The sequence below is a fragment of the Pseudomonas syringae group sp. J309-1 genome (assembly GCF_032582135.1).
GTDB lineage: Bacteria > Pseudomonadota > Gammaproteobacteria > Pseudomonadales > Pseudomonadaceae > Aquipseudomonas > Aquipseudomonas quasicaspiana.
Genome location: NZ_JAWHNU010000025.1, coordinates 54,912 through 80,238, shown reverse-complemented (window position 1 = coordinate 80,238; position 25,327 = coordinate 54,912). Strand labels below are relative to the sequence as shown.

Genomic DNA, 25,327 nt, shown 5'->3' with positions numbered 1-25,327 from the left:
GTGGAACTGCTCGCCGGTGTCGCCCAGCTAAGCGCGATACCCATCTTGAAGTCGGTGGGGTTTATGGAGCGCTTACGATTGAAATCTGTCAGTGAAAGGTCATAGATATCACTGAATATCAGCTCAACCAGTAAACTTTTCTGGCATACGTATTCAAAGTCCGCCGTCCCAACGCCAACCACATCATGCTCTCGGTAGTGCACGCAGAGCTTCGCGATCGTAGCCGAATCTTGGTCCGGAAGGCCGCGAGATACCAGAAGAGAGATCACCTCTGCGTCGTGAAACGATGGCCAGAAACCAATAGTTTCAATAACATTTTCGGCTCCGCTGATCAGTTCTTCGGGTTTCACTGTGTGCCTCCAGGATGACGTCAATGACTGATACTCATCAGAGCGGTATGCCCAAACGGTTAATTCTGGCGGGCTTGGAAGTTCCCATTGAGGATGTACTCCCGAGCGAATCACGAGATTCAAGTTTTATTTAATAACAGGAGTGGCGCCATCATCGGCTCTCCTTACCCGGCTATTCAATCAAATCCAACATGGACTCGTGAACCTCGATAGACGAACCGCCCTCAAACTCAATTAAGTAGATAGTACCTGGTGGAAATTGATCAAAATATCCACCGAGACGATCGTCGTAAACGCCAACTACCCATGCTCGCTCGCCAGGCCTTATTTCCAATGGTGCCTTGTCGGATACTCTAACTATGTCGTCATACGTAAATTTACTCATATCAATGGTGCACCGAAAGATAAGGACTTCCATCCGGTGTCGTCACACCGGGCCGATGGCCGTGGGGGCCTTTTGCTCTTGGATCACTTGTCGCTTTATAACCTCGCAGGTCCAGGCGATCAACTTTAGTTTTACAGTTTGCGCCAAGGGCCGGCTGGAAATCGCCATCTGGCGATCCTTGACGTGTTCCCCTTGCCGAACTGGATATGGAAACCACCGAAATTCCACGACGCAACACAATGAATATTATTTTTAGCATAAGACATGTCGCCCCCCCCAAAGAACCACCCTAAATGAAGAAAGCGCACTGTACTCAGAAAGATGGATCTAGTCGCTGAAGTAATCATCGTGGATTTTTATCGCTTCCAAGAGCGAATTACCCCAATCGCAACGCCCCACGGGGTTTTCTTCGACGAAAAGCTGCGCCGTCTGATTACGAGCGTTTGTATCACGATCAACATCTAGAGGCGATTTGTAAAACTCCACATTTTGAACGCAAAACTTATTCTGCTCGAGATCTTCGAAGCAAAAATAAATCGCCATAGTACTCTCATCAATAAACTTCCAAATCTCATGCAACTTAAACATTTGACCCTCCCGGTTTAGAGATGCCCACTTGCCACTCATAACGCGACCTTTTGGTATTATCCCACGACTCTCAAAGGGCGTCAGTTTGGGCGTCCTCCGCTCTCTCGTAGACCCTAAAGGTGAGTTCGCCTTTTTGGCTATACCGGCTGTCCAGTGTGTTATTACTGCGGTGATGTCCATCTGGGTCGGCTCTGCCGTGAAGGGCAATCTCGATAGCATGATCGATGGCATACCCTCCTCAGCGTTGACGACATCGCCATCGCCATTCAACAGGATTGAAATCGGCCCCACAAATATACTTGGCAGCGAAACAGATTCAAACTCATCCAACGAGCCTTCAAAAGGCACCCTCAGACTGGCTGATTTTGCGGGTGATTCCATCTCTGCACGAGGGTCCGGACGAGATTGGAATAAGGGTGAAGGAGACTGAATGGCTGAGATTGGTCGTGAGACTGGTTGCCATACGTGCGGAAATACGGAGTTGGGAACCAAGAGTGGGGACCGTATTCCGGATCATCAACCAGCCAAAGCCCCTCAATCCAACCTATGGGCAGCAACGACTATATCCGCACTGCTTAACCTGTAGCCGACTACCGGGTGGCCAGGTGCGTGGCGCTACGAGGAGACATCAATGAAGATTATTAACGCGGAAACAGACGCCGGTGTGGCGCTGAAATCTGAGGGCTTGCTAGAACACTTTGGCTACGAAATAAGTGTGAACTTCAATGATACCAACCTGAGAAATGATGCGATTGAGTTCATAGACCTCGTGGTTCGTTACATTGAGGAAGGTCATCAGGTGGCTTCTGGTGAAACCCTGGGCTATGGGTCCTGGATTACCAAAATGGAGCTGAACGATAATCGTGAGCTGATATTTTTTGAGCAGGTGCCGCTGACGGATGATTATGCGCTTGGCATCAGTACCACGCTTAGGCTATGGATTGAGCAGCACTCAGTGTGCTCGAAAGTAGGTGCAGATTTCACTACATCTCGATTTGAGCAGCTAATCGTCATCTCCGATGGCGTGCTTGAGGGAGAGGCAAGTGAGGGTGTGCGGTACCCTTCCCCCGAGCATATGTCTGGTTGGTGGATAACCACTGACAAATACAACGGAGATACCAAAAGCCTGAAGACTGTGCATGCCCAGCACCTCGCCGTTAACCGTCCAGACCTTGTTAAGTATCTTGGGTTACCGAACGGCTATCGGTTTCATGAATTGACCAATGATGCCTGGTTCGATGAGAAAGTGGTCGGATAGAGGGTGGCAACGGCCTGACCCAAGGGTTGGGCCACTGTACATTAATCTGCATCGCTAGCTGCCTTGACTATGGGCTCTAATGGTCAGAAACCGGAGGGGCTACCCACGTTTTTCTGAATCACCAAAAAAGTCATCTCTGATGACCAAGCCAGAATTATCAGCGGCATCACCTTGGTCGGCTTCATCCGAATAGATTCTGCGTTTTTAATGGTCGCCGCCGCCCCCTTAAATGCCGACCGGCCGCTTTGGTCGATTGCTGTCAGTCAGACAACTCAGGATGCCCGTTGACGCAATCCTCACCCAGAGTAAGGTGCTGAGGCATACCCAATCGCTAATCCTGCAAGGAAGATACATGACAGCCGGACTGCATACCGGGGCGCACGCAGGCTACAGCACCCTCAACTGGGATAATGGATGCGACGTTAACCTGGGCGACGTCATCAGCCAGCTTCCTCAGCTTGTGCTGGGCCATCACGTTGCTATCGCATGGTCGGATAGCGGAGCCCATAACCTTAGTACTGCTGAGGTAGCTAGCGGTTGGCAACGTGTAGGTGACCTGGTGATCAGTCCGATGATTGAAGATGTCGCTCAGTTGCCCACGCCGGGCTTTGACGAATGGTATGTCTTTGAGCGCCTTCCAAGTCGGGCGAGGCTCTCCAGATTTAGCAGCGCTATCGCATTTCAACCTTTCGGAGAGAGCAATGAGGTCGTCGAGTTCTGGTCACAAATTGAGGATTTGCAACCAACACACGCTCTGCTTGGCGCCTGTCCAAGTCTGTTACTGATCACGCGGGACGCTGCCATGTATGAGCGCGTACTTGCTTTTATTCGCTAAAGGCTCAAGGTCGAGATGTGACCTGCGCAGATCTAACCATCGCTGTATCGACAAACGAGTCAGTACTTCATTCATAGGTGAGTTCGCCAGACGGTCACCGCGCAGGGGTAACTTACCTTCAACCAGGATCGGTGTCCTTGCTCACCGCGCTGGAGGCCTATGACCTGTTCGTGCCAGTTGGCGACATTTCCCCGTTCATTGTTCAGGTCAACTTCCTCAAGACAGCGAAGTAAAAAGGGTTATGCCAGTGCAACGCTGCCCTGAACAATTTGCAGCGCTGGTGGAGTGCGCTGCTTTTGTGAACTGGCGGGCCGTCGTGGCGGGTGGCGCTCCACTTCTGGCGCTCGCCTTCGCTGTTTAAATGGTTAAAACTGGCTGTCATCGACAGCCAGTCATTTTCCAGGGAGGACACCCAGTGCTCATCGCCCACCTGTCAGACCCGCATATCAGGCCAAAAGGCGAACTCTACAAAGGATTGGTGGATTCAAACACGATGTGCAAACAGGCCATCGATCATCTGAACGCCCTTCATCCGCGCCCGGATGTGGTGATCATCACCGGTGATCTGGTGGATGAAGGACAACCGGAAGAGTACGAAATGGCCCGCGCGTTACTGGCGGATATCAAGCAACCGCTGTTGATGATCCCTGGCAATCATGATGATGGCGAGTTGTTCAGGTCTGCGTTTGCTCAGGCAGAAAGCGCTGAACGCGATGGGCCGCTGCATTTTGTTGCGTCAGACCTCGGGCCCGTCCGTATCATCGGGCTGGATATCACCGTGCCCGGCGAACATCACGGCGACATGACCGAAGCAGCACAGGCATGGCTGGAAGCGGCCCTTGCGGAAGAGCCGGATCGACCAACCTTGATCATGCTCCACCAGCCGCCGTTCTTGAGCGGCATTCCTTACATCGATACGTATGCGTGTATCAATGCGCATCGGCTTGTTCAAGTGGTCGAGCGTTACCCGGCCATCGAGCGAATTGTCTGCGGTCACATCCACCGGTCCATGCAACTGCGCTTTGGTGGCTCCCTGTTGTGCACCGCCCCCAGCACCACCACAGCCATCGCTTTGGCGCTGGACGCAAATGCTCCGGAAGCCTCTTACGTAGAGCCGCCTGCCCTGCTCCTGCATCACTGGAAACCTGATACCGGGCTTATCACCCATTGGGTTCCGATCGGTAAATTTCCAGGCCCGTTGCCGTTTGCCTGATGGGTAATCCGTGCACGTATTTTCCGGCAAGGCAGTGACTCTCCCCAAACGAGGACATCGCGTGTCGCCATTAGATATTCAACTCATCACCACACTGCCTCCCCAGACTCTGGTACTGGAAAAAGAAGCCACGGCAGAGGGCTTCAGGTTTCTCACCCGTTTGATTGAAGAATGGCGTACCGGAACCAATCGCTTCGACGCGCAGGGCGAATGCCTCATGGCGGCGTATCTGGGAGACCGTCTCGTAGGCGTTGGAGGCCTGACGCGTGACCCGTTTACTCAGGAAAACATCGGCAGGCTACGCAGGGTGTACGTAGCGCGTGAAGCAAGAGGTCAGAACATCGGAAGGGCATTGGTCAATCGCCTTGTGGAACACGCAACTCAACATTTCCGCATCGTGCGCCTGTCCACTGACACCTCAGATGCAGCTGCGTTTTACATACGCTGCGGCTTTCAGACGCTGGATGATGATCACGCGACGCATGTGATGTTTTTGGGGGATGCGTGAAGAGGCAAAAGTATCACTTGCCCGGTTCCGGATTGGCTTTGTGCATAAAGTGGCCAGTACATCCACTGCATTTTCATCCCGAAAATCGACTCTTCCCGAATGAACCCGATCCCACAGACAAGGTGTCGGTGTCACAACAGCGCCGAGTCAGGGTCGATGCTGAAAAGAGGATAAACTTGTTGTCCGCCGTCTCGGACAAGGCATAAGTAGCGTGACTGAAACTGACTACCCGCCTCTTGGCAACCGAATAATGAAAGTCGACCACGCCGGCGAGCACGGCGCTATCTGCATCTATAGCGGGCAGTTGTTAATGGCTCGGCTCTTTGCTCCAGGTATGGTGAGTGAACTCAAGGAGTTTCTCTCCCATGAGCGCCGTCATCGGACCGTTTTTCAAGCTGAACTGCAACGGCGCAATTATCCGCGCTGCCGCAGTTACTGGCTGTGCGGTATTGGCGGTCTGGTGCTGGGTCTGGTCACCGGCATCTGTGGTCGCAAAGCCATTGTGGCGACCACCGTAGCGGTTGAAAGTGTTGTGCTCAAACACCTTGCTCATCAGCTTCATGAACTCGGTGATATCGATCCACATGCAGTGGCCGCTATTACTTCGATCGTGGAAGAGGAACAACACCATCACGACCAATCAGCGGCGCAAATTGATGTCCGCGATCCTTGGTTCAGAGCGCTTAACCCACTAGTAACGGCGTGGACAGAAACCGTGATATGGATGGGCATGCGTTCCTGAAATCACGCAAAGTCTACGGGTTGCGACAGCACTATTCCAAACAACGACTGACCGATCCCAACCCCGTCGGCTAAAGGTTTCATACATGCTGAATGTACTTTTCGTCTGCGGTAAAAACAGATTGCGCAGCCCGACCGCTGAACATGTTTTTGCAAACTGGCCGGGTGTAACAACGTCATCTGCGGGGGTCGGTCATGACGCCGACGTTCCCGTGGACTCGGAGCTTGTCGAGAGGGCGGAGCTGATATTCGTCATGGAGCCTGCTCATCGCAGGAAACTCAAGGCAAGGTTTGCCAGTGCGCTGAAAGACAAGCGAGTTGTTTGCCTCGATATCCCTGACGACTTTGAATACATGCAACCTGAATTGATTGAGATATTGAAAGCCAAGGTTCATCGCTTTTTACCCGTTTGATGATGGAGATTGTCAGGGCTGGGTGCCCTGACAATCGTCAATCAACTGATGAATTACAAACGGTGAACCTCAATATCCAGCCCTTCCTCCGGCGTTGGCGTCTGGAAGTATCGAGTGATCAAATCAAACTCCGCGTCGGTCGCCGCAAAGTCATGCTCACCACTCTTGTTGCGGGCGTGCAACCTGGCGCGGCAAATATCATCATCCACGTCCAGATGGTGCAAACAGTGCCCTACCCCGCCAGACTCCGCCAGACCGCGTAACCACTCTCGGTCTGCACGGGTATTGCCGGGGAAATCCAGAACAACACTGATGCCCGACTGCAATATATCGATCACCAACGGGCGCAAAACATCACGAATTCGATGGGCGAATTGCACATAGTCGGTCACTGATTTGATCTCGCCAGGGTAAAGCCTCGAGAGCCAGTGATCCTCACTCAGCAGGATTGCCGAGTGTTCAGCGACAAGAGCCTTCGCAAGTGTTGATTTGCCGGAGGCGATCTTGCCGCACATGAGATGCAGTTTCGGAGTTGGCATCGACAGGTCCTGTTGTCAAAATGTGGTGGCTATCTGCCTAGAGCAGCCCGACTTCAAGCACAGTCAAAGATCCCGCCCCATCAGCCTGTGTTCCTTACCCCACGCCTGAAAACTCTCCAGCACCTGCCAGCCGCGCTTGGCGTAGTACTCATGGCGATCATGAGTATGCAGATACAGTCGCGTATTGCCGTTGGCCTTGGCTGTAGCGCAAATGCCTTCGATCAGTTGCTCCGCCAGACCTCGCTGCCGTGCATGCGGGGCGATGAAAACGCAGGCCAGCCAAGGGCCGATGTCAGGGCGTTCGGCCAGGTCATTTCTGGCCAGTGCAGCACCGCCCAGAAGCAGGCCGTCCTCGACGGCGATCAGGCATCGCCAGTCACCATTAACCTGCCCTTCGGCAAACTCACGCTGCCAGTCACTCAAAGGGCGATCGACGTACTCATAAGCAAATTGTTCGTGCACCCACTGTGCGAAGGTATTGCTGTACTGCATATCATCGCGCAGCCAGATCAGGCGGAGCATATGGGGTTCCTTTTTGTTTACTTCCAATGAGTTCATTATTTCCATCACCACAGGTCTGGTGTATTTCTCACCCGGATCAGTACCTGGCGGATCATTGCTGCGAACCCACTCGCCTTGATCGAAAGCCTGATAAAGCGCGAAGGCTGGCTGTGGCAGATCAGTCACTATGCCTACTTCGAAGATGGCATTCGCGATCCCATTCATGACGCCATCGCAAAACTCATAGGTCAAGGCGTGCGACAGGTAGCCCTCGGCAACAGTTAGTGCCAACTTGTTCAGGATGTCTGCCGAATTCATTTCGGACTGAAGTCTGATTTGCTCCAGATCACTCAGCGCCAGGCCATGCTCTTCGGCGGCTATCAGCAGCGTTTTGATTTCGCGGTCAGATAACTCCTGGGTCATTGCGTTACCTGATCGCTCTTCGAGAAAGCGGCAATCCTGGAACGAAGTGCCTTCAACGCAGCGCCGATATGCCAGCATTCGACGCCAATGGCAATCGCCTGGCCTGATTCAGAATGCAGCTCAATCCGGGTGGAGATGCCCTGATCCACAAGCAACTGCTGCACACATTCAAGATAGCGACGCCTGCCCGTCAGCCACTGACGCTGCTCGTTTATCAACATCAGGGCTTGCGGGTAAGAGCATTCGAGTTTTCGACGAAGGTTAATCAGTTCGGGTTTATGTTCACGGCTAAACGTTGGAGTGAGCACGTAAAGATTTTCCCCAGCCGTACGCAGGTCGTACTTGTCTTGCAGGTACTCTTCAACACTTATGGCACTGCAAACTGTCTCGACCGCTCCAGTCAAGACGTCGACAAGGTGAGCATTAACGCCAACATAGCAATACTCCGTCTTGCCAGCACAACGTAATCCTCAGAATTGGAGCGAACTACCCAGTAATCGCCATTGGCAGAAAGCTCACAAAAATAAACAACAAAACGCTCCGGCTTTCCGTCCCTGAGATAACCGTCATGGAGAGCAAGCACGATGGCGCGGGCCTGTTGTTCAGATAACATTGTCTGGCGCTCTTGGGTCGTGTGGTCAGTTGCGGAGTGTTATATAACCCGTAACCGGTCGGCAGGTCATCCCCGGTTAAGCAAGGCAACAACCTGCGAGTAGAGGTAACCCAGTGGAACTGAGAATATCCGAAGCAGCCGACTGGCATTTATTTGAAGTGATCGCCCGAAAGCTTGAGCAAAAACTTCAAGGCGTCTGGACGCAAAAAGTCGACGCCCTTGATCAGCGTTATTGGGACTTGCTGGTCGGCGATCAGACACTCACGCTGCACCTTGAACATCATTTGGGCATCAGCTTGTTCAATACGCAGCGGGATCAACCAACAGACCTGCTTGAACGTGCTCATCGTTTGCTGGCAGCGGATTTCCCGGTGGCGTTTGAGCCTGCCCTGTCAAAATCCTGATTTCGTATCTAACCACTTATGTAATTATCCCCCATCAAACGGACTGACTGGAGACACCGGTGCGACGCACGATTGTTCCTCTTGCCTTCATGAGCCTTGCAGCCTGCTCCAGCCATCAGGTGCCAGCAGACAAACAGACTGCGCTGCTTGAACAGCCTTTCACACCCAACAGCGTGATGCGTGAAGGTGACGTGATTAACTTTCAGGTCGCTGACCCGACCGATTCAGGCCCGCCATTCTGGAGTTCTTCACAGTTTTCAGCCGCCTGCTCACAGCCGCAGGTCAATCAGGTTTATTCGTTCAAATACAGGCGCTTCTATCCCGGCAATTACGGGTTCTACACCCCTGCAACGCCACTGCCAGCGCAATACCATACCGTGCTGATGGACAATCGGGACTTCACTCGCGCGTGCAAAAACCTGCCAATGCCGGACTGGCGTCAGGTCGCCGGGGCTGACGATCAACAACAGCTACTGCTCGACATCACGAGCCTGCAGAAAAAGGGCGACAAGGTGCAGTTCTGGTCGGCCCATGATGAGCCGAAAACCAGTATCAGCCCGTCCAACACCGCGCCTTTCACCCAGACACGCGAACACTACGTCATGGACTGCAGCGCGCGTAACGCAACTCTGCTGGGGCTTTATTACCTCAACGCCAAAAATGAAGTTACCGACGGGCAAATTGAGAGACTTCCCGTATCAAAGACCGTAAATACCGCGGACGAGGACCTGTCCAGACTGTTCGAGCATGTGTGCAAGGCACCCGACTCGCTGGCCTCCCTGCCTGCACACAAGCAGCGCAGCAAGGCAACGGTGGCAGCCGATGCCCTGCCCGACGTCAATCCGTCAGTCTTGAAAAACATCGAACAACTGCGCATGCCAGCGCCGCCCCGACAGCTCAATTACATCGAGTTCGCCGGGACACGCAGCAATGGCAAGATTGAATGGAAAGACGGCAAAGCGCTTACTCTGTCCACAGACCCGACTACCGGGCAGCTCGCGATTGCCCATAAAAACGAAAATCACGTCGGGCGTCAGATTAATTGGCGCGGACTGCTGGAGCTGTCCGGCAGAGAACAAGCCAAACTTTCCCATGACACTCTGGTAATGAAAAGTCTGACCTTCCAGGGCGACTGGCAACACCTGAACGTGGGCAGCAAAGTCGGCTACACCTTCACTCGAAGCCTGTCCAGTAATGTGCTTGGGAAACTGGGCGAAGACCCCGAAACCGTCGAGTGTTCAGTGGACAGCGAGCAACCCGCGAAAAAACTGCACGCCAATCTGCAGGGCAACGCGAAAGCACTGATCTGCCGCACCAACATGGGTGGCTTCACGCTCCCCCAGACAGAGCATTACTACTACCTTGTGGATTACGGCTTTTTCTATCATGCCCGCACTGACGAAAAAGATTACACATCACTGAATATGCAGGTGGTAAATGCGCGGTAAAGCACCGCGTTTACTCGCTCCAACAGGAAAAACACTAGCCCTGTCGGAGCGCGCTTGGTCTGGGCCGCTTCCGGAGGATGCGGTGCGTCAGCAAAAAATGCGTTGCCTGACCAGATGCCATCGCGGGCAAGCGCGCTCCTACAAGTCTCCGTTTGATGCACGACAGCGTGGTGCCAGGAACACCATTACAGAAATCGGGTTTCTGCAGGCTCAATCGTAAAACGGCTCAACCAACGTCCGGCTGCCTACAAAAAAACTGTCCGCGACCAGTCGTAACGGCTGCAAATCCAGATCACTGGCTTTGTCGCCAATCAACTGCTGAAAGTGTCGATATACAGCGGCGTACTCGCCCTCCTCCGAAACGGCCTGACGTACGCCGTCGATGCTCAACAGCGCACCACCGTTGTCCAGTCGCAGAACACCTTCGGCACAGTGAATCTCGATGCTCCAGAGTTCATCATGACCATGGTCAAAATCGAACTCCGCGCGAACATCCAGTTGACGGGCATCAGACATCTTGATGGACGCGGCAATCGGCGACTGACAGTTACTCGGGACTCGCAGATCCGCGGATTCAACGAACAGCGGCAACGGCAAAAGATGGGTGGCAATCGACAAGGCATTGATGCCCGGATCGAAAACCCCCAGCCCACCCGGCTGCCAGATCCATGCCTGACCGGGGTGCCACTTACGCACGTCCTCTTTCCAGTCGATCTGCACGCTTTGCAACGTGCGAGTGGCCAGCCAGTCGCGAGCAGCTTCGATCCCGGGTGCATAACGCGAATGCCAAGCGAACAACCCGCTGACGCCCTGCTCCGCAGCCTGACTTGCCAACGCCATCGCTTCACCCAACGTGGCGCACGGCGGCTTTTCGACCAACACATGTTTACCCGCCGCCAACGCTTCCTGCACCAGCGCGAATCGCCCTTGTGGCGGTGTGCAGAAAGCAACCGCATCGACTTGCGGGCCTTTTTCAAGCAACTCGCTCAAGGACTGAAAGTTTTCTACCCCGGCACAAGGCTTACCTTGCGTTGCGACGGCCACCAGCTGAAACGCGGGGTTGGCGGTTATAGCGGGAACGTGCTGATCCTGGGCAATCTTGCCGTAGCCCACCAGACCGAGACGGATCGGTTGCATCGATGACTCCTGAGTTTTTGTAGTTATCGGGAAAACGATCCACCAAGACTACGTTTGTACGGCAGGGAAGTCATCACTGTGGCAAGTCTCTTGTGCCCCTGAAACGATCAAGTGAGCACTGCCTGGCGTTACACGGCCTTGCCATTGTCAGGACGAATTTTGAACCAGATGGAATACATCGCCGGCAGGAAAACCAGCGTCATGACGGTGCCTCCCAACGTACCGCCAATCAGGGTGTAAGCCAGGGTGCCCCAGAACACCGAGTGGGTCAGCGGGATAAACGCCAGAATCGCCGCCAGAGCCGTGAGCAGCACCGGACGTGCCCGCTGTACGGTCGCTTCAACCACCGCATGAAACGGATCGAGCCCCTCCTTTTCGTTGTGGTCGATCTGCCCGATCAGAATCAACGTATTGCGCATCAGGATGCCGGACAGCGCAATAAGCCCCACCAGGGCGTTGATTCCGAACGGCTGACCGAACAAGAGCAAGGTCGGCACCACGCCGATCAACCCAAGCGGCGCGGTCAGAAACACCATGACCATCGCCGACATTGATCGCACTTGCAGGATGATGATCAGCAAAGTAATCGCAATCATGATCGGAAACAGAGGCGCCAGGGCCACCGTGGCTTTGGCTGACTCCTCTATCGACCCGGCCTGCTCGATGCGATATCCATCAGGAAGGCTGGCAATGATGGGTTGCAGATCTTTCATGATCTTCGCGGACACGTCCGGGGGTTGCAGGTTTTCTGCTATATCGCCCCGCACCGTAATTGTCGGTACGCGGTCACGGCGTCGCAGAATGGGGTCCTCCATGCGCACACCCACTTCTCCGATCTGCGACAGTGGAACGCGCTGACCGGCAGAGCCCACAAGGGTAAAGCCCTCAATGCGCGCCGGGTCCAGACGGATATCTCCTGCCGCCCGCCCCATCACCTCGACCGAGCGAATGTCTTCGCGTACAGACGTGATCGGCACGCCTGAGAGCAGGAACTGCAATTGCTGGGCGACTGCGCTGGACGTCAGTCCAACTGCCTGCAAGCGGTCCTGGTCCAGCGAAAAATGCAGCGTCGGTACGCGTGGCCCCCAGTCACTATTGACGGTACGCATCATCGGACTCGCCAGCAGCACTTTTTCCACCTGCCCGGCGATTTCACGCAGTGTGTCAGGGTTGGGTCCCATCACGCGGTAGGCGACTGGAAAGGGTGAATACGGACCGAATACCAGTTGTGTGACTCGCACCCGAGCTTCAGGTGCCAGGCCCTGAGCAACTGCCTCGCGAATGGTGTGCTTGAGGGACTCCCGTGCTTCCTGACTCTCGGTCAGCACAACGATCTTTGCAAACGAAGGGTCCGGCAGCTCCGGCGCCATTGCCAGGTAAAAACGCGGCGAACCCTGTCCGATGTAAGACGTGACAATTTTTGCCGCCTCCTGCTCTTTCAGCCACGCTTCGATCCTGGCTGTCGTGGCGCTGGTTTGCTCAATCGAGGTGCCATACGGCATCTGCACTTCGATCAATACTTCAGGACGATCTGACGTCGGGAAGAATTGTTTTTTAACCAGCCCCATGCCGACGATCGCCACGGCAAAAGCAGTGATGACCGCGCCTGCTACCCACCATTTTCGGGCGATAACGCGGGTGAGCACTCGTCGAAAGCGGTTGTAATGAGGGGTATCGTAAATGGCCGCATGCCCGCCTTCGACCGGCTTGATGTCGGGCAACATTTTCACGCCCAGATACGGCGTGAAAACCACTGCGACAACCCACGAAGCAATCAGCGCAATACCCACGATCCAGAACATGTTACTGGTGTATTCACCCGCCGTTGACTGAGCAAAACCGTTAGGCATGAAACCAACCGCAGTGACCAGCGTGCCCGCCAGCATGGGTGCAGCCGTATGACTCCAGGCGTAGGCGGACGCCTTGATGCGGTCATAGCCCTCCTCCATTTTCACCACCATCATTTCGATGGCGATAATGGCGTCGTCCACCAGCAGCCCCAGGGCGAGAATCAATGACCCCAAAGTAATACGGTCAAAGTTCTTGCCCGAAGCTTCCATCACCACGAAGACGATCGCCAGCGTGAGAGGCACAGCCGCTGCGACCACCACGCCCACTCGCCAGCCCATGCTGAGAAAGCAGACCAGCATCACCACCAGTAGCGCGACAAAGAACTTGATCATGAACTCATCAACGGCCGAGCTGATGTTGACGGATTGATCAGTGACCTTCGACAACGTCATGCCCAGCGGCATAGCGGTGTTGATTTTCAACGTCTCGGCATCCAGCGCTTTACCAAGATCCAGACCGTTCCACCCCTCGCGCATCACGATGCCCAGCAAAAGCGCGGGCTCGCCCTGATTGCGCACCATAAACGTCGCCGGGTCTTCGTAACCCCGTTCAACCGTCGCGACATCCGCCAGCTTGAGCGTTTTGGCCTGAACCACGATGGGCGTGTTGCGGATCTTCTCAAGCGTGTCTAAAGCGCCATCCAGACGCAAAAACACCTGGGGCCCGCTGGTGTCTATCGAACCGGCAGGCGTCAGCACGTTCTGGTTGTTCAGTGCTGAAAAAATGTCCTGAGGCGAGATGCCCAGCGTCGCCAACCGCTCATGAGAGAACGACACAAAGATGCGCTCGGCCTGCTCTCCGATGATATTGATCTTCTTTACGCCGGGCACATGCAACAAGCGCTGCCGCAGGGATTCAGCGTCGCGCACCAACAAACGCTGGGGTTCACCTTTTGCTTTTAACGCAAAGAGCGCAAAGGTCACGTCCGAGAACTCATCATTAACCATCGGACCGATAACCCCGGCAGGCAAGGATCGCGCGGCATCGCTCAGTTTTTTGCGGGCTTGATAAAACTCCTCCTGCACCTGGGAAGGCGGCGTTTTATCCTGAAGTGAAACCATGGTGAACGCCAAGCCTGGACGGGTGTAGGTCTCGCTTCGGTCATACCATTTGAGTTCCTGCATGCGCTTTTCAAGCGGCTCGGCCACCTGGTCCTGCATCTCTTGCGCAGTGGCGCCCGGCCAGGCAGAAATAACGGTCATCTGTTTTACGGTAAACGGCGGATCTTCTGCACGACCCAATTTAAAAAAAGAAAGCGTTCCGGCCACCCCGATCAGGAAAATCAGGAACAACGTGATTGACCGCTCGCGAACCGCAAGGGCCGAAAGATTGAAGCGCCCGCCACTCATGGCCTCACTCCTGCGACGCCATTGGCGCCCGGATGCAGCACCAGCACCTCCTGGCCCTCATGAAGCAGGTGCGCCCCTAACGCCACGATTTGCTCATCGAGCCTGAGGCTGCCGCTCACCCTTGCCGAGTCGTCGCTGACACCGAGCAGTTCGATGGCACGCCATGACACTTTCGCCGGTGTCCCTGAAATAACCCACACGCCCGGCCCGTTGCCGGGGTCATGGATTGCCGCGACGGGCACTGTAAATGCAGATTCAGCCTCTTTGGAGTCAGCGATGCTGAGCGTGACCGTGGAACCGAGCGGTGCACTGGCATAGGCGCCGTCCAGCACATAACGGGCCTCGAAGGTACGGGTGAGCGGATCAGCAGCGTCTGAAAGGAGTCGCAGCTTCGCAGGGATAACGCTTGAGTTATTACCGTACAACCTCGCCTGAGCGGGAGCGCCCACAGCCGGACGCAGTGTTTCGGGCAAATGGATGATGGCCTCACGCTGCCCCGCTTTTGCCAGCCTCACCACCGGCTGACCTGCGCTTACGACCTGCCCGGGTTCTGCCAGGGTTTCGACAACCACCCCGTCGGCATCGGCCAGCAACGTCGCGTACCCCGTCGCATTGCGGGCAACACTGGCCTGGGCTTGCGCGGCATTCAGCTCGGCTTTCGCAGTGTCGGCCAGCGACTTGATCCGGTCGTAGCTCGACGCAGAAATAGCACCTGAAGCGATCAGGTTTCGATTACGAACCTCATCAGTTGCCGTCTGCCGCGCGCGCGCCTCTGCAGCGGCAACGGCCTGTTGCTGGGCCCTGGACTGCAAATCAAGATCTACAGGGTCCAGACGCATCAGCGGCTGACCCCGCTTGACCGTCTGGCCCGTATCCACCAGACGCTCCAGGACCTTGCCGGAGACGCGAAACCCTAAATCGCTCTGAACGCGAGCAACCACGACGCCCGTGAACGACCGAGATGAATCGACGGCGTTCGCGACGGCAGCAGTCCTCACCAGTGGAGGCTGATTGCGCGGATCACGTACGTTCGAGGACTCGCCACAGGCAGCCAGCAGGAATGGCAGCACACACACGGCGATAGTGGCAGGTCTGGACCAGAGCATGGGATCCCTTACTTCAATAAGTGAGCAGGAATCCAATTCTCTAGATAGTGACCAAATTAGTCAATGGTCACAATATCAGGGTGCCAAGCTGCGCAGTATCAATGCCGACAGGAGCACTGGCGCTGTGGACGCGATTTCGAGGTTGTATTGCAACTGCACCGGACTGATGTAAGGGCGCATCATCAGGTGAATGGCTTGCACAGCTTCGTCCAGCGGAGTCTTGCGCTCGAACTCGCCAGACTCCCTGCCCTCAAGCACGATCTGCTGAACGAGCTGGCGCAAGCGTTCGTCATGGGCCATCGCGGACGGCCACTGATCCCGAGCGGCCACGGACGCAATGTCATAGAGCTTGCGATCATGAAAAAACAGATCACTGCCAGCCTCGACCAGCGACCGGAACAGGCGGCGCAGCTTCTCGGAAGCTGTTGGTGCATCCTTGATGGCTTCATCCACAATGGCCATGATCATCGCCAGCCGGTTAGAGCAAATGACCTCGCCGATGGCCTGTTTGGAGTCAAAGAATTTATAGATATAGGCCTTGGAAAAACCAATGGCCTTGGCAAGATCAGACACCGTGGTCTTCTCATATCCATAGTGGCCGAAATGCTGTGTAGCAGCGTCCACAACCTGATCGCGAACGCTATGATCTGAGGGACCGCGCGAAGGCGGCGTATCGTTTTGGTTAGTCATGTTTCTAACTTAGCTCTGTGAGCATGGATTGGCAACCAGTGACCCAATTGAACCCTGGTCACTAAAATCAGCTCGATAAAAGAGCGATTCGCTTTTACTCAGAGGGGTCCGGGTGAAGCTCCAGCCAATTGCAGTCGTACCGTTTGCCATTGGTTCCAGCAATCCTCAGCCACGATATCGGGATATCCACGCGCCTGTTCCATCTCAAGCGCAGTGCTGAACGACAGAGCGATACAGGTGGCGCGGTCTCGAATATCAACCACCTCAGCTTCCGTGAGTGGCGAACCTTTGCTGTTCTCAGCGGCGCTCAGGACCGCGACAAGAGCAGGCACAAACACAAGGCATAGCGGATCTGCAGACATCAATTACCTCTCTGTTTTACGTCGTTGATCTGTTTCGTAAAGCCATCACCTGTGAGGCGCCAAGACTACGAAGATCCTGATTGTGGAAAATCAGATGCGCACGCAACGCTTTGGTTTGCGGGTCCCAGTGTTCAAGATCTTCTATCCGAAACTGATACGTGCCCTGATACGCCGCTGCCAGATCAACCGCCAGACTGCGCGCCGCCTCACCGGGTGTCGCGAGGGTCCACTCAATAATATCGTCGACCTGTTGCTCAGGCGTTCGCGATTGCTCGCCATTGGCTTGAGCCAGCACAAACTCGTTATAGAGCGACGCGCCATCCTGCGGATCATCAGCAGGATTACCTGGGCACAATCGGGTCTCCCATGGAATCGTGTACATCTGTTTTCCAAGAACATCGGTCAACACGTAATCCGTTGGTTTCGCCAGACGCTGCATATCGGCCTCCTGTTCACAAAAACCAATACTAACGTAGCGAGGTATTTCCGACTAAAGCGGATCCATGGGCACAGCGCAGCGACAAACATCGGCAGCTCTTACCAAACAAAATACAACTACCTGATTTTTAATACTTTTTTACTGTAGGCGTGACTGGGGCGACTCCTACAGATAATGCATTCCAATTCAGTCTGCCCGCCAAGAACGATGACACGTTTGCGCTATCCGGAAAGTTGCTGGACAGCCCGGGCACACCTCACAAACAATGCACGCACACTCTTGATAAGACGTTCACATGCGCACGCTCATTTCATTGATGCTGTTGTTCGCCAGTGCATCCGCCCTCGCGGGTTATGACATCCATATCACTCGGAAACCCTTCTGGGCCGATGAATCCGGCCCCATCATCACGTTTGAGCAATGGAAAGCGTACGTGAGCACAGACCCGCAAGTCGTCAGAGACACCGCCAACAGCCCCGAGGATTTCATGGTTTCCATACCGGGCGAGTCATTTCCACTTTGGTATAACCCAGAGCTAGGTGAGCTTTACACCAAAAACCCTAGTGATGAGGCCATTACTAAACTGCGTGAGATTTCACGCGATCTGGACGCGAAGCTTCAGGGGGATGATGGTGAGTTTATGGATTCCTCGTCTGACTGAGTTCTGTTGAAACCTGAACCACTACGCCTTTGTACAGGAAGCAAAAATATGGCTTACGAACTCCACATATACAGAACGGATAGCGCACGGGCAGAAGAGAACGTGATAGCTCTTGAGGAATGGCAAACATTCTGTGCGAATGATCCGTCAATGGCGCTAGGGGATGATATTAGCGGCCTTAATCCCAATACCGGTGAAACCATCACCATCAGTGGAAAAAGCACCGCACGCTGGACGTCGCCCTCAACCCAGCGTCAGTATTTTTTCGACTACCGCAGGGGCGTGATTTCTTTCATCTACAGCGATGATTCGATCGGCAAAGCCAAGGAAATTGCTCGGGCCTTGGCGGCAAAGATTAAGGGTGACGAAGGTGAAGAGTATTGAGATGACGGGACATCCGGCCGTGCCGCAACGGCTGGTGTGGCAGTGTGTCATTTACCGAGTTCGCTCAATAAGCAACTCCTGACTAAAACTTCTAATGCCAACGCTTGAACGCCCGACGCCCTCGCAGTACGCCCCACGTCATGGCGAGTCCTACTCCGCTGAAGAAGATGAACGTGGCGATAGTTTCCAGTAGATACCAAAGGAAACGCCCTGGCTGGTCATCGAATATCAGATGCTCATTCACCGATTGCCGACGTGGCCCGGTGAGCGCATCGAATTGCCAAAGGGTGAACGCATCATGCAGCCGCTCTCCCGCTAGCCAGGCGCAGCCCAGGCAGAAAACAGCCCCTAAAAAGCAATAAATGCGTACGCGATATCCCGGTATCACAGAAACTCCATTTACTCGTTAAGCAGGCAATAATTATCGGCGGCTTTGGGGTGCGCATAAGTTCTAGATAAAGCTATTTGCGCAGTAAAGCGTCCGGAGATTAATCACTGTCTTTTGCTGAGCTTCACTCTCTTCGGTATTCAACGGCCGCTCGCAGTACTGGCGACTCAAGAAAAGAATGGTGTCATTCCCGTCAGGTTCGCTAGAGTAATCCGGATGTTTTTCTATTTCTGCCAACAGTGAATGCGTCACTGGAACCACATGAAAGTGCAGATTGAAACCCGCCGAAAAACCCAGCTTGTAGACGATGACCTTTAAGGGCTCAAAGACCTGAAAAAGAAGCTGCTCGGTTTGCCGCAGGACGTCTCCGAGCGAAGCCAGTGCTGAATCGCCGAGGTCCATGAAATCCGAAGCAGCAGCGATTGAGCTGACCATCAGGTAACCGCCGTAACGCGCATCCCGCCGATGGCTGACTCGCCAGTGTTCCGTTTCGAAAATGTCCCACTCATTCATGCGCGCTACTGCTCTCTATTGTTTTCGTATCCGGTTGCCATGAATGGTGTGCCTTGTCGGCGCTCCCGGTTCTGTGCAAGGATTGGCCATGACCAAATTTATTCAATGCAACCGACATCACCATCACGGACCTCGCTCAAGGTGCCGCGGTTGCTCATGCTCATCGATTCATCAGAACTCAAACCACTTGTTCTGACGACTCAATGAAAAAAACCAAGGCGCCTGTGGCGCCTTTTTTATTGCCTGTAAATTGGAGATCACAAAAATGACAATGCTACGTGGAACACGAATAGTAACCGGGAAAGAAGCATCAATCATGCGTGAAATAGAAGGCCGTTTCCGGAGTTATCTTCATCGAAGCTGAAGCTGAGGAAGCCATCGTTCCAGCGTTATGGGGTCAGGACACTTTTATCGAGAAGGCCGGCGGAAGTGAAATAATCGGGCAAATGTGGGCTTTCAATGACAAGGCCGGACGTCCCTGTTGCCTCATCCCGGAGGCCACCGCGCTTTTTCAGGAGCGTAACGATGTACTTCTCGGATCGCGGCAAGAGGCGATGTTTTTCTACGTTGCGCGATGCTACCGATATGAGCGTCCGCAAGCCGGTCGGTACCGCGAGTTCACCCAACTGGGACTCGAAATCCTGAGTGCCGATCCGGTGGAGGCTTTGCAGCGTAGCCAGGCCATTTGCACGGGTTTCCTCGACTCGCTGGGCCTCGACTACGAACTCAATCTAGCCGTGAAACGCGGGCTGAGTTACTACCTGGAGGGCAATGGCTTCGAAGTGCGATGCCCTGCTTTAGGCGCACAGCAACAAGTTGTCGGCGGCGGAGCCTATCGAGAAGGTGCCGGGTTCGGCATCGGGCTTGAGCGACTGGTCCTGGCCTCTGCTTTGAGTGGATCAATATGATTTGAACCGTGGTTGCCCAGTAGACGGGGGACCTGTAGGAGCCAACGTGTTGGCGAGGCGATTGGTTTGACACACCGCGTCAGGCAGCTCGCGAACAGGTTCCCTCCTACAGGCCCATTGTTTGCCGCAAGACCTCGTGGTGACAGGCGTTGAGCTCCTGCAAACGATTGCAATTATGGATGCAGACGACGCAGATGCTTTAATGCACCCAGCCAAAAAAAATGACCAGGATAATCCGCAATGTCAGATACCACCGACCAGGCATTCTATGACCGCGCCGACGCGCACATCGAACTGTCCAACGAGCAGCTTAAAGCGTTCGAAAACCTCGGACAGGTCAATGCATCCATGATGTTTGGCACCACAAGATTCAATGCCTGGGTCAGCGCGCGCAGCTTCAAGTCCGGCGAGGAAATGGCTCAGGCGCGTGAGGCGATGCTGAAGTATTTTTGTGATCAGTACCGGCTAATGCTTGAAGATAATCTGGACGATCACATCAATAATTTCAGCCAGTACATGATGGTTAAAAAACCTGATTGATAGCGATAACAGAGCAACGGTTTCGTCAGGGCGTTGCTTAACGCCCTATTGCGCGCCAACAAAATTGACCGTCTGCTCCTGCAAACTCATCCTTATCAACTCAGCCAGATGCCTCGTCGCAGGCGTTGGGTCGTCTCCTGCGCCATGAAGCACGTACCCAAGGCTCGGCACCGAGGGTAAACCGTCCAGAAAAGTCAGGTTATCCGGCAGGCCGATGCGTGTTCGCAGCGTCACGCCCAATCCGGCAGAGACCGCTGCCCAGATTCCTCCCACACTGGGGCTGGTCAGCGCTATGCGCCACGGAATTTGCGCAGCATCCAGTGCCTGGGTGGCGGCGCTGCGCAATACGCACGGGGCGTCGAACAGGATCAACGGCAGCGGCGAATCCACAGGACGGCTCAGCAACGGAGTGTCGCGAATTCCGATCCAGTGCATTTGGGTTTCGCCTAAATGCTCGGCATAAGGCGAGTTGTGCCCGGTGTCCCAGGTCAGGGCCAGGTCCAGCCCTGCGGTTTCAATCAGAGCGAGCAATTCGGCGTTGCGTGCGATCCGGACTTCGAGACTCACCATTGGATACGTCTGCACAAAACGGCGAAGGATCTCGCTGAGAAAGTGCTCCCCAAAGTCCTCCTGAAGACCAAGACGAATGGTTCCGGCCGTCTGGCTCTCGTGCAAAGTTTGAAAAATGCCGTCGTTCAGTTCCAGTAATCGACGGGCATGACTCAGCAGAGATTCCCCGACGGGCGTCAGGACCAGCCCGCGTCCCGATTTGGCCAACACAGGCGTGCCAACCTGTTCTTCCAGCTTTTTTAATTGAGCACTGACCGCAGACGTTGAGCGCCCGAGACGATCTGCCGCTTTAGCGAAACTGTTGAATTCAACGCCGGTGACGAAAGTACGCAACACATCAAGATCGAAGGTGGGGCGACGCATGGAAACAGTCCACTTTTTTGGGATCATTACCGCCATTAAATCTGATATTCGGAATGATTACGACTTGATAGTTTTCCTGACCCATTGGCGAATCAAGAGAAAGCATCATGAGTTCATCCATCGTTCAGGAGCTGGAGCAACAAGGGCAATATCCGCAAAAGTTTGCCGAACTGACAGACAGCGTGCTGTTTGGCGACATGTGGAAACGCACTCAACTGACGCCCCGTGAACGCAGCCTGACGACAGTGGCTGCGCTGGTAGCGATGTACCGGCTTGAGCAACTGCCGTTTCATTTACAACGCGCGCGGGATAACGGTTTGAGTGTCGATGAATTGAACGAAGCCATCACCCATCTGGCGTTCTATTCAGGCTGGCCAACGGCAGCTTCGGCACTGAATCTGCTCAGGGAACTAGAAGCCCACCCTGTCAGCGGCCAGGAGTAATCATTCATGCCATTCGCACGTATTTCGCTGCACCGAGGCAAATCCGCTGACTATTTACAGGCACTGTCTCAGAGTTTGCACGAAGCATTGGTCGACAGTTTCGAGGTGCCCGAGGCAGATCGTTTTCAGGTCATTCACCAGCATGAAGTGGGCGAGCTGATATTTGACCGCAACTATCTTGGCGGGCCGCGCAGCCAGGACTTTGTGTTGATTGCGATTACCGCAGGACGTCCTCGCAGCGTTGAAACCAGGCAGCGCTTTTATCGGGATCTGGTGGAAAAACTGGGACGTTCGCCAGGGTTCAACCCCGAGGATGTGATGGTGGTCATCACCACAACCGCAAGTGAAGACTGGTCATTTGGAGGTGGTCGGGGTCATTAACGCTGATCAAATTGAATTGAAACGCCGTCCCGGTAGGAGCCAACTTGTTGGCGAAGCGGATTATCTGATTGAGAAGATCCAATGCCTCGCCAACAAGTTAGCTCCTACCGGACAGCGGCGTGCCATCCATACAAAACGGCGTATCGGAATGCAGACCTCTCTAAACAGAAAGAACAAACCGACACTCAGCAGCATCATCACCCGAAGGCTGCTCTAGCCGAAACCCACAGCGCTCAAGCACCTTCCTCGAACCAAGGTTTTCCTTGAAGACATAAGCAACCAGTTGCACAAGCCCCCAACGCTCTTTTGCCTGTCCAATCATATGCTTCAACGCCAATGTGGCCAGCCCTTGTCCGCAAGCATCCTGGTCGATTCGATACCCGACCTCACCAGTCTGGCCTGACGAACTCATGCCTTTCAGATTTGCCCGCCCGACTATTCGCCCACTGGAATCTTCGATGACAAATGGATGCCAGACGCCAAGGGCAAAGTCGGCGAGATAGCAGTCGATATGCTCCGCGACACCTTGCAACGAATAGAAGTCAGGCTCGCGGGCATCAATGTGCGATTCAAACCACTCACGGTTACGGACTTCAAACGCCAGCAACGCTTCAGTGTCGGCTGAAGTTAACTCACGAATTCTAAAAGGCTTCATAGACGTTTAACGCGCTGATTAACTTGAAGATAGGCCGTCAACATCAAGGTCAATTGCTCTTCGAGGCAGGTCTCGAAGTCAGGATTGCCATGCCCTTCAAGCAAGGCTCGCACAGGTCCGACCACTGCGGTATGCGAGATCGAGGCAATCAGGGCGGGATTGTCAAAATGTGCGTCAGACGCCGTGGTCAGCATGTTCGTCATCGCGACTAGCATGCGGGCGTTTATGCGGGCGACCAGTTCAGCTCCGCCCCGCTCTGCTGCGATGGCGTAGAGCGCTTTCGATACCACCGGATCACGCAGTTTGACAGCCAGAAACGCCACGATAAAACCCGATGCCATTTCAGCGACTGTTTTTCCGTGACATCGACCGCAGGCCAACTCAACGGTATCGACAACTTCCTGCAGATGCTTTTCGAGCACCGCCGCCAGCAACGCATCGCGATTCGGGTAGTACTGATAGACGCTGCCAACCGACATGCCGGCCCGCTCAGCGACACGCGTGGTAGTGCAGCGGGTCAGCCCGTACTGGGTCAAAACCTGAAGGGTCGCCGTGTGAAGCGCCTCAACCGTCGCAACGGATCGGGCCTGAACCGCTGATTTTCTTGGCTTTAACGATGCTTTGACAGTGCTCATGGAATGCGAATTCAAAACCTGAAGGTTCCTTCATATCATAGTTTTCCCTCAAGCGAAGCAAGAGCGATAGACATGACGAATGCTTTAAACAAAAGCGGCACGTTCAATCTTGGCGACCGCCAGGTGAACCGAATCGGTTACGGCGCAATGCAGCTCGCAGGTCCCGGTGTATTTGGCCCGCCGAAAGATCGTCAAGCCGCGGTGGACGTGCTGCGTGCAGCCGTCGAGTCGGGCGTGAACCACATCGACACCAGCGACTTTTACGGGCCGCATGTGACCAACCAGATTATTCGCGAAGCACTGCATCCCTATCGAGATGACCTGACGATAGTTACCAAGGTGGGCGCCATTCGCGGCGAAGACGGCTCCTGGATTCCAGCCACGTCGAAAAAAGACCTGACCCAGGCTGTGCACGATAACCTGCGTAATCTGGGCCTGGACGTGCTGGATGTGGTGAACGTGCGCTCCATGTTCAGCGCAATGGGAACGGCCGAAGGTTCGATAGAAGAACAATTGAGCGCCGTTGCAGAATTGCAGCAGCAAGGACTCGTTCGCCATATCGGCATCAGCAATGTCACGCCCACGCAAATCGCTGAGGCGCGCAAACTCGTCAATGTCGTCTGCGTACAAAATCTCTACAACATCGCTCATCAGGACGATAACGCGGTGATCGACCAACTGGCGCGTGACGGTATTGCCTATGTGCCGTTCTTTCCGTTGGGCGGGTTCACGCCGCTGCAGTCGTCCGCGTTATCGACCGTCGCGCAGCGACTCAGCGTCACGCCAAAACAGTTGGCACTGGCATGGCTGCTGCATCGTTCTCCCAACATCCTGCTGATCCCCGGTACATCCTCGGTGACTCACTTGCGCGAAAACCTTGCCGTGAGCGAGCTGGTGCTGTCGGATGAAATCATGACAGAGCTGAACTCAATCGCAGATTGAGCCATGACAGGAAGCTGCCTTTCCCGGCGGATCGGCAGCCCTGGATGAATGCATCAGCTGGTGATGCCGGCCATGTCTTTGAAACGCGAAGGCAGTGAGGTGTTGAAGGCCAGCACTTTATCGAGGATTTCAGCAGCGGAAGTCCCTTTCGCCCTTTCAGCGTTCAAGAGCTCGGTACGATCAATAAGTGCCGAGGCGCTGGTGGATTCAAAGTACGCTTTGGACTCGGGAGTTTGTAATTCACCCGACACTGAATAACGGATGGTTGGCCATTCCGAAACGTTGATCAACTGGTAGTAGCTGCCGCTGGTAACGTCCCCCAGCAATTTCTCGGCATGGGCATCATCTTGCTTTGCAGAACTGACCAGCACGCTTCTGTAATCACTCGCTTGCGGCGCAGCAGTGGCTACGTTGGCACTGGTCGCGGTTTTCGTTACAGAGGCTGATGCCAGTACGTCGGCGAAGGCAGAAGACTTGCTGCCTTGCACATTATTGTCAACTTTTTGCGTCTGTACGCCGTTCGTCAATAACGTGTTCAGTCCATTATCAATCTTCATGCTGTCTCCAGTCGGCTGTCCATAAATGAGTGGTGGTGCAGTGCTCGCTATTCGCACCGCTACAGTTCAAGCCTTATCGATATAGCAACCCGTATGCCACTTCTTATCGCTATCCAATAACGCCGCGTTGTCTGGCCCGTAGACAGTCAGCGTGTTTTTTCATCGGGAACGCCAGGCAATAAACTGCCGCCTCCGGCAATGAATAACCGGAGCGCATGAAACATGCCTGTCAGT

32 protein-coding genes are annotated in these 25,327 nt (G+C 54.4%); 15 read left to right on the top strand and 17 right to left on the bottom strand.

The annotated features are described in order from the left end of the window. Both RX972_RS15370 and RX972_RS15365 read right to left on the bottom strand, forming a co-directional pair. Window positions 1-350 (bottom strand): Imm50 family immunity protein (locus RX972_RS15370; protein WP_316876662.1); only part of this gene is annotated, 350 nt, incomplete at its 3' end. Window positions 351-1,062: 712 nt separating this feature from the next. Beyond that, entirely contained in the window at window positions 1,063-1,704 is a 642-nt protein-coding gene (locus RX972_RS15365; RefSeq protein ID WP_122395802.1) for a hypothetical protein, read from the bottom strand. Between the two features lie 250 nt (window positions 1,705-1,954). Between RX972_RS15365 and RX972_RS15360 the strand changes: the two genes are divergently transcribed. From RX972_RS15360 to RX972_RS15335, 6 genes are all read left to right on the top strand, one after another. After that, window positions 1,955-2,581 carry a hypothetical protein gene (locus tag RX972_RS15360; RefSeq protein WP_122395801.1) on the top strand — a complete coding sequence of 209 codons (627 nt, stop codon included), beginning with the start codon at window positions 1,955-1,957 and terminating at the stop codon, window positions 2,579-2,581. 352 nt (window positions 2,582-2,933) lie between these two features. After that, a complete protein-coding gene (locus tag RX972_RS15355; protein ID WP_316876658.1) occupies window positions 2,934-3,416 on the top strand; it encodes a hypothetical protein in 483 nt (160 codons plus the stop codon). A 415-nt stretch (window positions 3,417-3,831) separates the two neighbouring features. Beyond that, window positions 3,832-4,629 carry a phosphodiesterase gene (locus RX972_RS15350; protein ID WP_122706227.1) on the top strand — a complete coding sequence of 266 codons (798 nt, stop codon included), beginning with the start codon at window positions 3,832-3,834 and terminating at the stop codon, window positions 4,627-4,629. 61 nt (window positions 4,630-4,690) lie between these two features. Then, window positions 4,691-5,137: a GNAT family N-acetyltransferase gene (locus RX972_RS15345; RefSeq protein WP_316876654.1), complete on the top strand. Its 447-nt coding sequence runs from the start codon at window positions 4,691-4,693 to the stop codon at window positions 5,135-5,137. Window positions 5,138-5,348: 211 nt separating this feature from the next. Beyond that, window positions 5,349-5,879 (top strand): demethoxyubiquinone hydroxylase family protein, encoded by a 531-nt coding sequence (locus RX972_RS15340; protein ID WP_231666647.1) that lies wholly within the window; start codon window positions 5,349-5,351, stop codon window positions 5,877-5,879. Between the two features lie 85 nt (window positions 5,880-5,964). Next, the gene (locus tag RX972_RS15335) at window positions 5,965-6,291 is read left to right on the top strand and encodes a low molecular weight protein tyrosine phosphatase family protein (protein WP_122395796.1); all 327 of its coding nucleotides are present in this window, start codon (window positions 5,965-5,967) and stop codon (window positions 6,289-6,291) included. Between the two features lie 53 nt (window positions 6,292-6,344). Here RX972_RS15335 and RX972_RS15330 read toward each other — a convergent pair whose 3' ends face one another. The 4 genes from RX972_RS15330 to RX972_RS15315 all read right to left on the bottom strand — a co-directional run bounded on the left by RX972_RS15330 (window position 6,345) and on the right by RX972_RS15315 (window position 8,367). Further along, entirely contained in the window at window positions 6,345-6,830 is a 486-nt protein-coding gene (locus RX972_RS15330) for an ATP-binding protein (protein WP_316876648.1), read from the bottom strand. A gap of 63 nt (window positions 6,831-6,893) precedes the next feature. Continuing rightward, entirely contained in the window at window positions 6,894-7,352 is a 459-nt protein-coding gene (locus RX972_RS15325; protein WP_316876674.1) for a GNAT family N-acetyltransferase, read from the bottom strand. 398 nt (window positions 7,353-7,750) lie between these two features. Further along, window positions 7,751-8,158 (bottom strand): hypothetical protein, encoded by a 408-nt coding sequence (locus RX972_RS15320; RefSeq protein ID WP_316876646.1) that lies wholly within the window; start codon window positions 8,156-8,158, stop codon window positions 7,751-7,753. Next, window positions 8,155-8,367 (bottom strand): hypothetical protein, encoded by a 213-nt coding sequence (locus RX972_RS15315; protein ID WP_316876644.1) that lies wholly within the window; start codon window positions 8,365-8,367, stop codon window positions 8,155-8,157. The genes RX972_RS15320 and RX972_RS15315 overlap by 4 nt, the downstream gene beginning before the upstream one ends. 113 nt (window positions 8,368-8,480) lie before the next feature. On the opposite strand from RX972_RS15315, the gene RX972_RS15310 reads away from it, so the two are divergent. After that, window positions 8,481-8,771, top strand: coding sequence for a DUF3630 family protein (locus RX972_RS15310; protein WP_316876642.1), 291 nt, complete (start codon window positions 8,481-8,483; stop codon window positions 8,769-8,771). Between the two features lie 59 nt (window positions 8,772-8,830). After that, window positions 8,831-10,219: a surface-adhesin E family protein gene (locus tag RX972_RS15305; protein ID WP_316876640.1), complete on the top strand. Its 1,389-nt coding sequence runs from the start codon at window positions 8,831-8,833 to the stop codon at window positions 10,217-10,219. A 210-nt stretch (window positions 10,220-10,429) separates the two neighbouring features. On the opposite strand, the gene RX972_RS15300 is transcribed toward RX972_RS15305, so the two are convergent. The 6 genes from RX972_RS15300 to RX972_RS15275 form a co-directional block, all read right to left on the bottom strand. Further along, a complete protein-coding gene (locus RX972_RS15300; RefSeq protein ID WP_316876638.1) occupies window positions 10,430-11,356 on the bottom strand; it encodes a Gfo/Idh/MocA family oxidoreductase in 927 nt (308 codons plus the stop codon). 128 nt (window positions 11,357-11,484) lie between these two features. Beyond that, window positions 11,485-14,556: an efflux RND transporter permease subunit gene (locus tag RX972_RS15295; RefSeq protein WP_316876635.1), complete on the bottom strand. Its 3,072-nt coding sequence runs from the start codon at window positions 14,554-14,556 to the stop codon at window positions 11,485-11,487. Beyond that, the gene (locus tag RX972_RS15290) at window positions 14,553-15,662 is read right to left on the bottom strand and encodes an efflux RND transporter periplasmic adaptor subunit (protein ID WP_316876633.1); all 1,110 of its coding nucleotides are present in this window, start codon (window positions 15,660-15,662) and stop codon (window positions 14,553-14,555) included. The genes RX972_RS15295 and RX972_RS15290 overlap by 4 nt, the downstream gene beginning before the upstream one ends. Window positions 15,663-15,737: 75 nt before the next feature. Continuing rightward, complete coding sequence (locus tag RX972_RS15285) at window positions 15,738-16,352, bottom strand: TetR/AcrR family transcriptional regulator (RefSeq protein WP_316876631.1); 615 nt, start codon at window positions 16,350-16,352, stop codon at window positions 15,738-15,740. 98 nt (window positions 16,353-16,450) lie between these two features. Further along, entirely contained in the window at window positions 16,451-16,714 is a 264-nt protein-coding gene (locus tag RX972_RS15280; protein WP_316876628.1) for a hypothetical protein, read from the bottom strand. 16 nt (window positions 16,715-16,730) lie between these two features. Next, window positions 16,731-17,153 carry a hypothetical protein gene (locus RX972_RS15275; protein ID WP_316876626.1) on the bottom strand — a complete coding sequence of 141 codons (423 nt, stop codon included), beginning with the start codon at window positions 17,151-17,153 and terminating at the stop codon, window positions 16,731-16,733. A 295-nt stretch (window positions 17,154-17,448) separates the two neighbouring features. On the opposite strand from RX972_RS15275, the gene RX972_RS15270 reads away from it, so the two are divergent. Both RX972_RS15270 and RX972_RS15265 read left to right on the top strand, forming a co-directional pair. Further along, the gene (locus RX972_RS15270; protein ID WP_316876624.1) at window positions 17,449-17,814 is read left to right on the top strand and encodes a hypothetical protein; all 366 of its coding nucleotides are present in this window, start codon (window positions 17,449-17,451) and stop codon (window positions 17,812-17,814) included. Between the two features lie 48 nt (window positions 17,815-17,862). Continuing rightward, a complete protein-coding gene (locus RX972_RS15265) occupies window positions 17,863-18,198 on the top strand; it encodes a hypothetical protein (protein ID WP_316876621.1) in 336 nt (111 codons plus the stop codon). Between the two features lie 451 nt (window positions 18,199-18,649). Here RX972_RS15265 and RX972_RS15260 read toward each other — a convergent pair whose 3' ends face one another. After that, window positions 18,650-19,099, bottom strand: a complete 450-nt coding sequence (locus tag RX972_RS15260; RefSeq protein WP_316876619.1) for a hypothetical protein — start codon at window positions 19,097-19,099, stop codon at window positions 18,650-18,652. A 347-nt stretch (window positions 19,100-19,446) separates the two neighbouring features. Here RX972_RS15260 and RX972_RS15255 point away from each other — a divergent pair, with 347 nt between their 5' ends. Continuing rightward, window positions 19,447-20,007 carry an ATP phosphoribosyltransferase regulatory subunit gene (locus RX972_RS15255; RefSeq protein ID WP_316876672.1) on the top strand — a complete coding sequence of 187 codons (561 nt, stop codon included), beginning with the start codon at window positions 19,447-19,449 and terminating at the stop codon, window positions 20,005-20,007. Between the two features lie 240 nt (window positions 20,008-20,247). Continuing rightward, window positions 20,248-20,547 (top strand): DUF3144 domain-containing protein, encoded by a 300-nt coding sequence (locus RX972_RS15250; protein ID WP_099269716.1) that lies wholly within the window; start codon window positions 20,248-20,250, stop codon window positions 20,545-20,547. Window positions 20,548-20,592: 45 nt separating this feature from the next. Here the strand turns inward: RX972_RS15250 and RX972_RS15245 are convergent, their stop codons facing one another. Then, entirely contained in the window at window positions 20,593-21,480 is an 888-nt protein-coding gene (locus tag RX972_RS15245) for a LysR substrate-binding domain-containing protein (protein ID WP_316876615.1), read from the bottom strand. Between the two features lie 107 nt (window positions 21,481-21,587). Here RX972_RS15245 and RX972_RS15240 point away from each other — a divergent pair, with 107 nt between their 5' ends. Continuing rightward, entirely contained in the window at window positions 21,588-21,923 is a 336-nt protein-coding gene (locus tag RX972_RS15240) for a carboxymuconolactone decarboxylase family protein (RefSeq protein WP_099269715.1), read from the top strand. A 6-nt stretch (window positions 21,924-21,929) separates the two neighbouring features. After that, a complete protein-coding gene (locus RX972_RS15235; RefSeq protein WP_027901931.1) occupies window positions 21,930-22,304 on the top strand; it encodes a tautomerase family protein in 375 nt (124 codons plus the stop codon). A 160-nt stretch (window positions 22,305-22,464) separates the two neighbouring features. Here the strand turns inward: RX972_RS15235 and RX972_RS15230 are convergent, their stop codons facing one another. Further along, complete coding sequence (locus tag RX972_RS15230) at window positions 22,465-22,959, bottom strand: GNAT family N-acetyltransferase (RefSeq protein ID WP_316876611.1); 495 nt, start codon at window positions 22,957-22,959, stop codon at window positions 22,465-22,467. Beyond that, window positions 22,956-23,594, bottom strand: coding sequence for a TetR/AcrR family transcriptional regulator (locus RX972_RS15225; protein ID WP_255881329.1), 639 nt, complete (start codon window positions 23,592-23,594; stop codon window positions 22,956-22,958). The genes RX972_RS15230 and RX972_RS15225 overlap by 4 nt, the downstream gene beginning before the upstream one ends. 72 nt (window positions 23,595-23,666) lie before the next feature. On the opposite strand from RX972_RS15225, the gene RX972_RS15220 reads away from it, so the two are divergent. Continuing rightward, window positions 23,667-24,536: an aldo/keto reductase family oxidoreductase gene (locus RX972_RS15220; protein ID WP_316876608.1), complete on the top strand. Its 870-nt coding sequence runs from the start codon at window positions 23,667-23,669 to the stop codon at window positions 24,534-24,536. A 53-nt stretch (window positions 24,537-24,589) separates the two neighbouring features. On the opposite strand, the gene RX972_RS15215 is transcribed toward RX972_RS15220, so the two are convergent. Next, a complete protein-coding gene (locus RX972_RS15215) occupies window positions 24,590-25,093 on the bottom strand; it encodes a hypothetical protein (protein WP_316876606.1) in 504 nt (167 codons plus the stop codon). Between the last annotated feature and the right edge of the window lie 234 nt (window positions 25,094-25,327).

Bases quoted from the DNA above. Each gene is read 5' to 3' on its own strand.
- RX972_RS15365 (WP_122395802.1), bottom strand. From the start codon at position 1,704: ATGGAATCACCCGCAAAATCAGCCAGTCTGAGGGTGCCTTTTGAAGGC.
- RX972_RS15360 (WP_122395801.1), top strand. From the start codon at position 1,955: ATGAAGATTATTAACGCGGAAACAGACGCCGGTGTGGCGCTGAAATCT.
- RX972_RS15355 (WP_316876658.1), top strand. From the start codon at position 2,934: ATGACAGCCGGACTGCATACCGGGGCGCACGCAGGCTACAGCACCCTC.
- RX972_RS15335 (WP_122395796.1), top strand. From the start codon at position 5,965: ATGCTGAATGTACTTTTCGTCTGCGGTAAAAACAGATTGCGCAGCCCG.
- RX972_RS15330 (WP_316876648.1), bottom strand. From the start codon at position 6,830: ATGCCAACTCCGAAACTGCATCTCATGTGCGGCAAGATCGCCTCCGGC.
- RX972_RS15325 (WP_316876674.1), bottom strand. From the start codon at position 7,352: ATGCTCCGCCTGATCTGGCTGCGCGATGATATGCAGTACAGCAATACC.
- RX972_RS15315 (WP_316876644.1), bottom strand. From the start codon at position 8,367: ATGTTATCTGAACAACAGGCCCGCGCCATCGTGCTTGCTCTCCATGAC.
- RX972_RS15300 (WP_316876638.1), bottom strand. From the start codon at position 11,356: ATGCAACCGATCCGTCTCGGTCTGGTGGGCTACGGCAAGATTGCCCAG.
- RX972_RS15295 (WP_316876635.1), bottom strand. From the start codon at position 14,556: ATGAGTGGCGGGCGCTTCAATCTTTCGGCCCTTGCGGTTCGCGAGCGG.
- RX972_RS15290 (WP_316876633.1), bottom strand. From the start codon at position 15,662: ATGCTCTGGTCCAGACCTGCCACTATCGCCGTGTGTGTGCTGCCATTC.
- RX972_RS15285 (WP_316876631.1), bottom strand. From the start codon at position 16,352: ATGACTAACCAAAACGATACGCCGCCTTCGCGCGGTCCCTCAGATCAT.
- RX972_RS15280 (WP_316876628.1), bottom strand. From the start codon at position 16,714: ATGTCTGCAGATCCGCTATGCCTTGTGTTTGTGCCTGCTCTTGTCGCG.
- RX972_RS15275 (WP_316876626.1), bottom strand. From the start codon at position 17,153: ATGCAGCGTCTGGCGAAACCAACGGATTACGTGTTGACCGATGTTCTT.
- RX972_RS15270 (WP_316876624.1), top strand. From the start codon at position 17,449: ATGCGCACGCTCATTTCATTGATGCTGTTGTTCGCCAGTGCATCCGCC.
- RX972_RS15265 (WP_316876621.1), top strand. From the start codon at position 17,863: ATGGCTTACGAACTCCACATATACAGAACGGATAGCGCACGGGCAGAA.
- RX972_RS15260 (WP_316876619.1), bottom strand. From the start codon at position 19,099: ATGAATGAGTGGGACATTTTCGAAACGGAACACTGGCGAGTCAGCCAT.
- RX972_RS15250 (WP_099269716.1), top strand. From the start codon at position 20,248: ATGTCAGATACCACCGACCAGGCATTCTATGACCGCGCCGACGCGCAC.
- RX972_RS15245 (WP_316876615.1), bottom strand. From the start codon at position 21,480: ATGCGTCGCCCCACCTTCGATCTTGATGTGTTGCGTACTTTCGTCACC.
- RX972_RS15240 (WP_099269715.1), top strand. From the start codon at position 21,588: ATGAGTTCATCCATCGTTCAGGAGCTGGAGCAACAAGGGCAATATCCG.
- RX972_RS15235 (WP_027901931.1), top strand. From the start codon at position 21,930: ATGCCATTCGCACGTATTTCGCTGCACCGAGGCAAATCCGCTGACTAT.
- RX972_RS15230 (WP_316876611.1), bottom strand. From the start codon at position 22,959: ATGAAGCCTTTTAGAATTCGTGAGTTAACTTCAGCCGACACTGAAGCG.
- RX972_RS15225 (WP_255881329.1), bottom strand. From the start codon at position 23,594: ATGAGCACTGTCAAAGCATCGTTAAAGCCAAGAAAATCAGCGGTTCAG.
- RX972_RS15220 (WP_316876608.1), top strand. From the start codon at position 23,667: ATGACGAATGCTTTAAACAAAAGCGGCACGTTCAATCTTGGCGACCGC.
- RX972_RS15215 (WP_316876606.1), bottom strand. From the start codon at position 25,093: ATGAAGATTGATAATGGACTGAACACGTTATTGACGAACGGCGTACAG.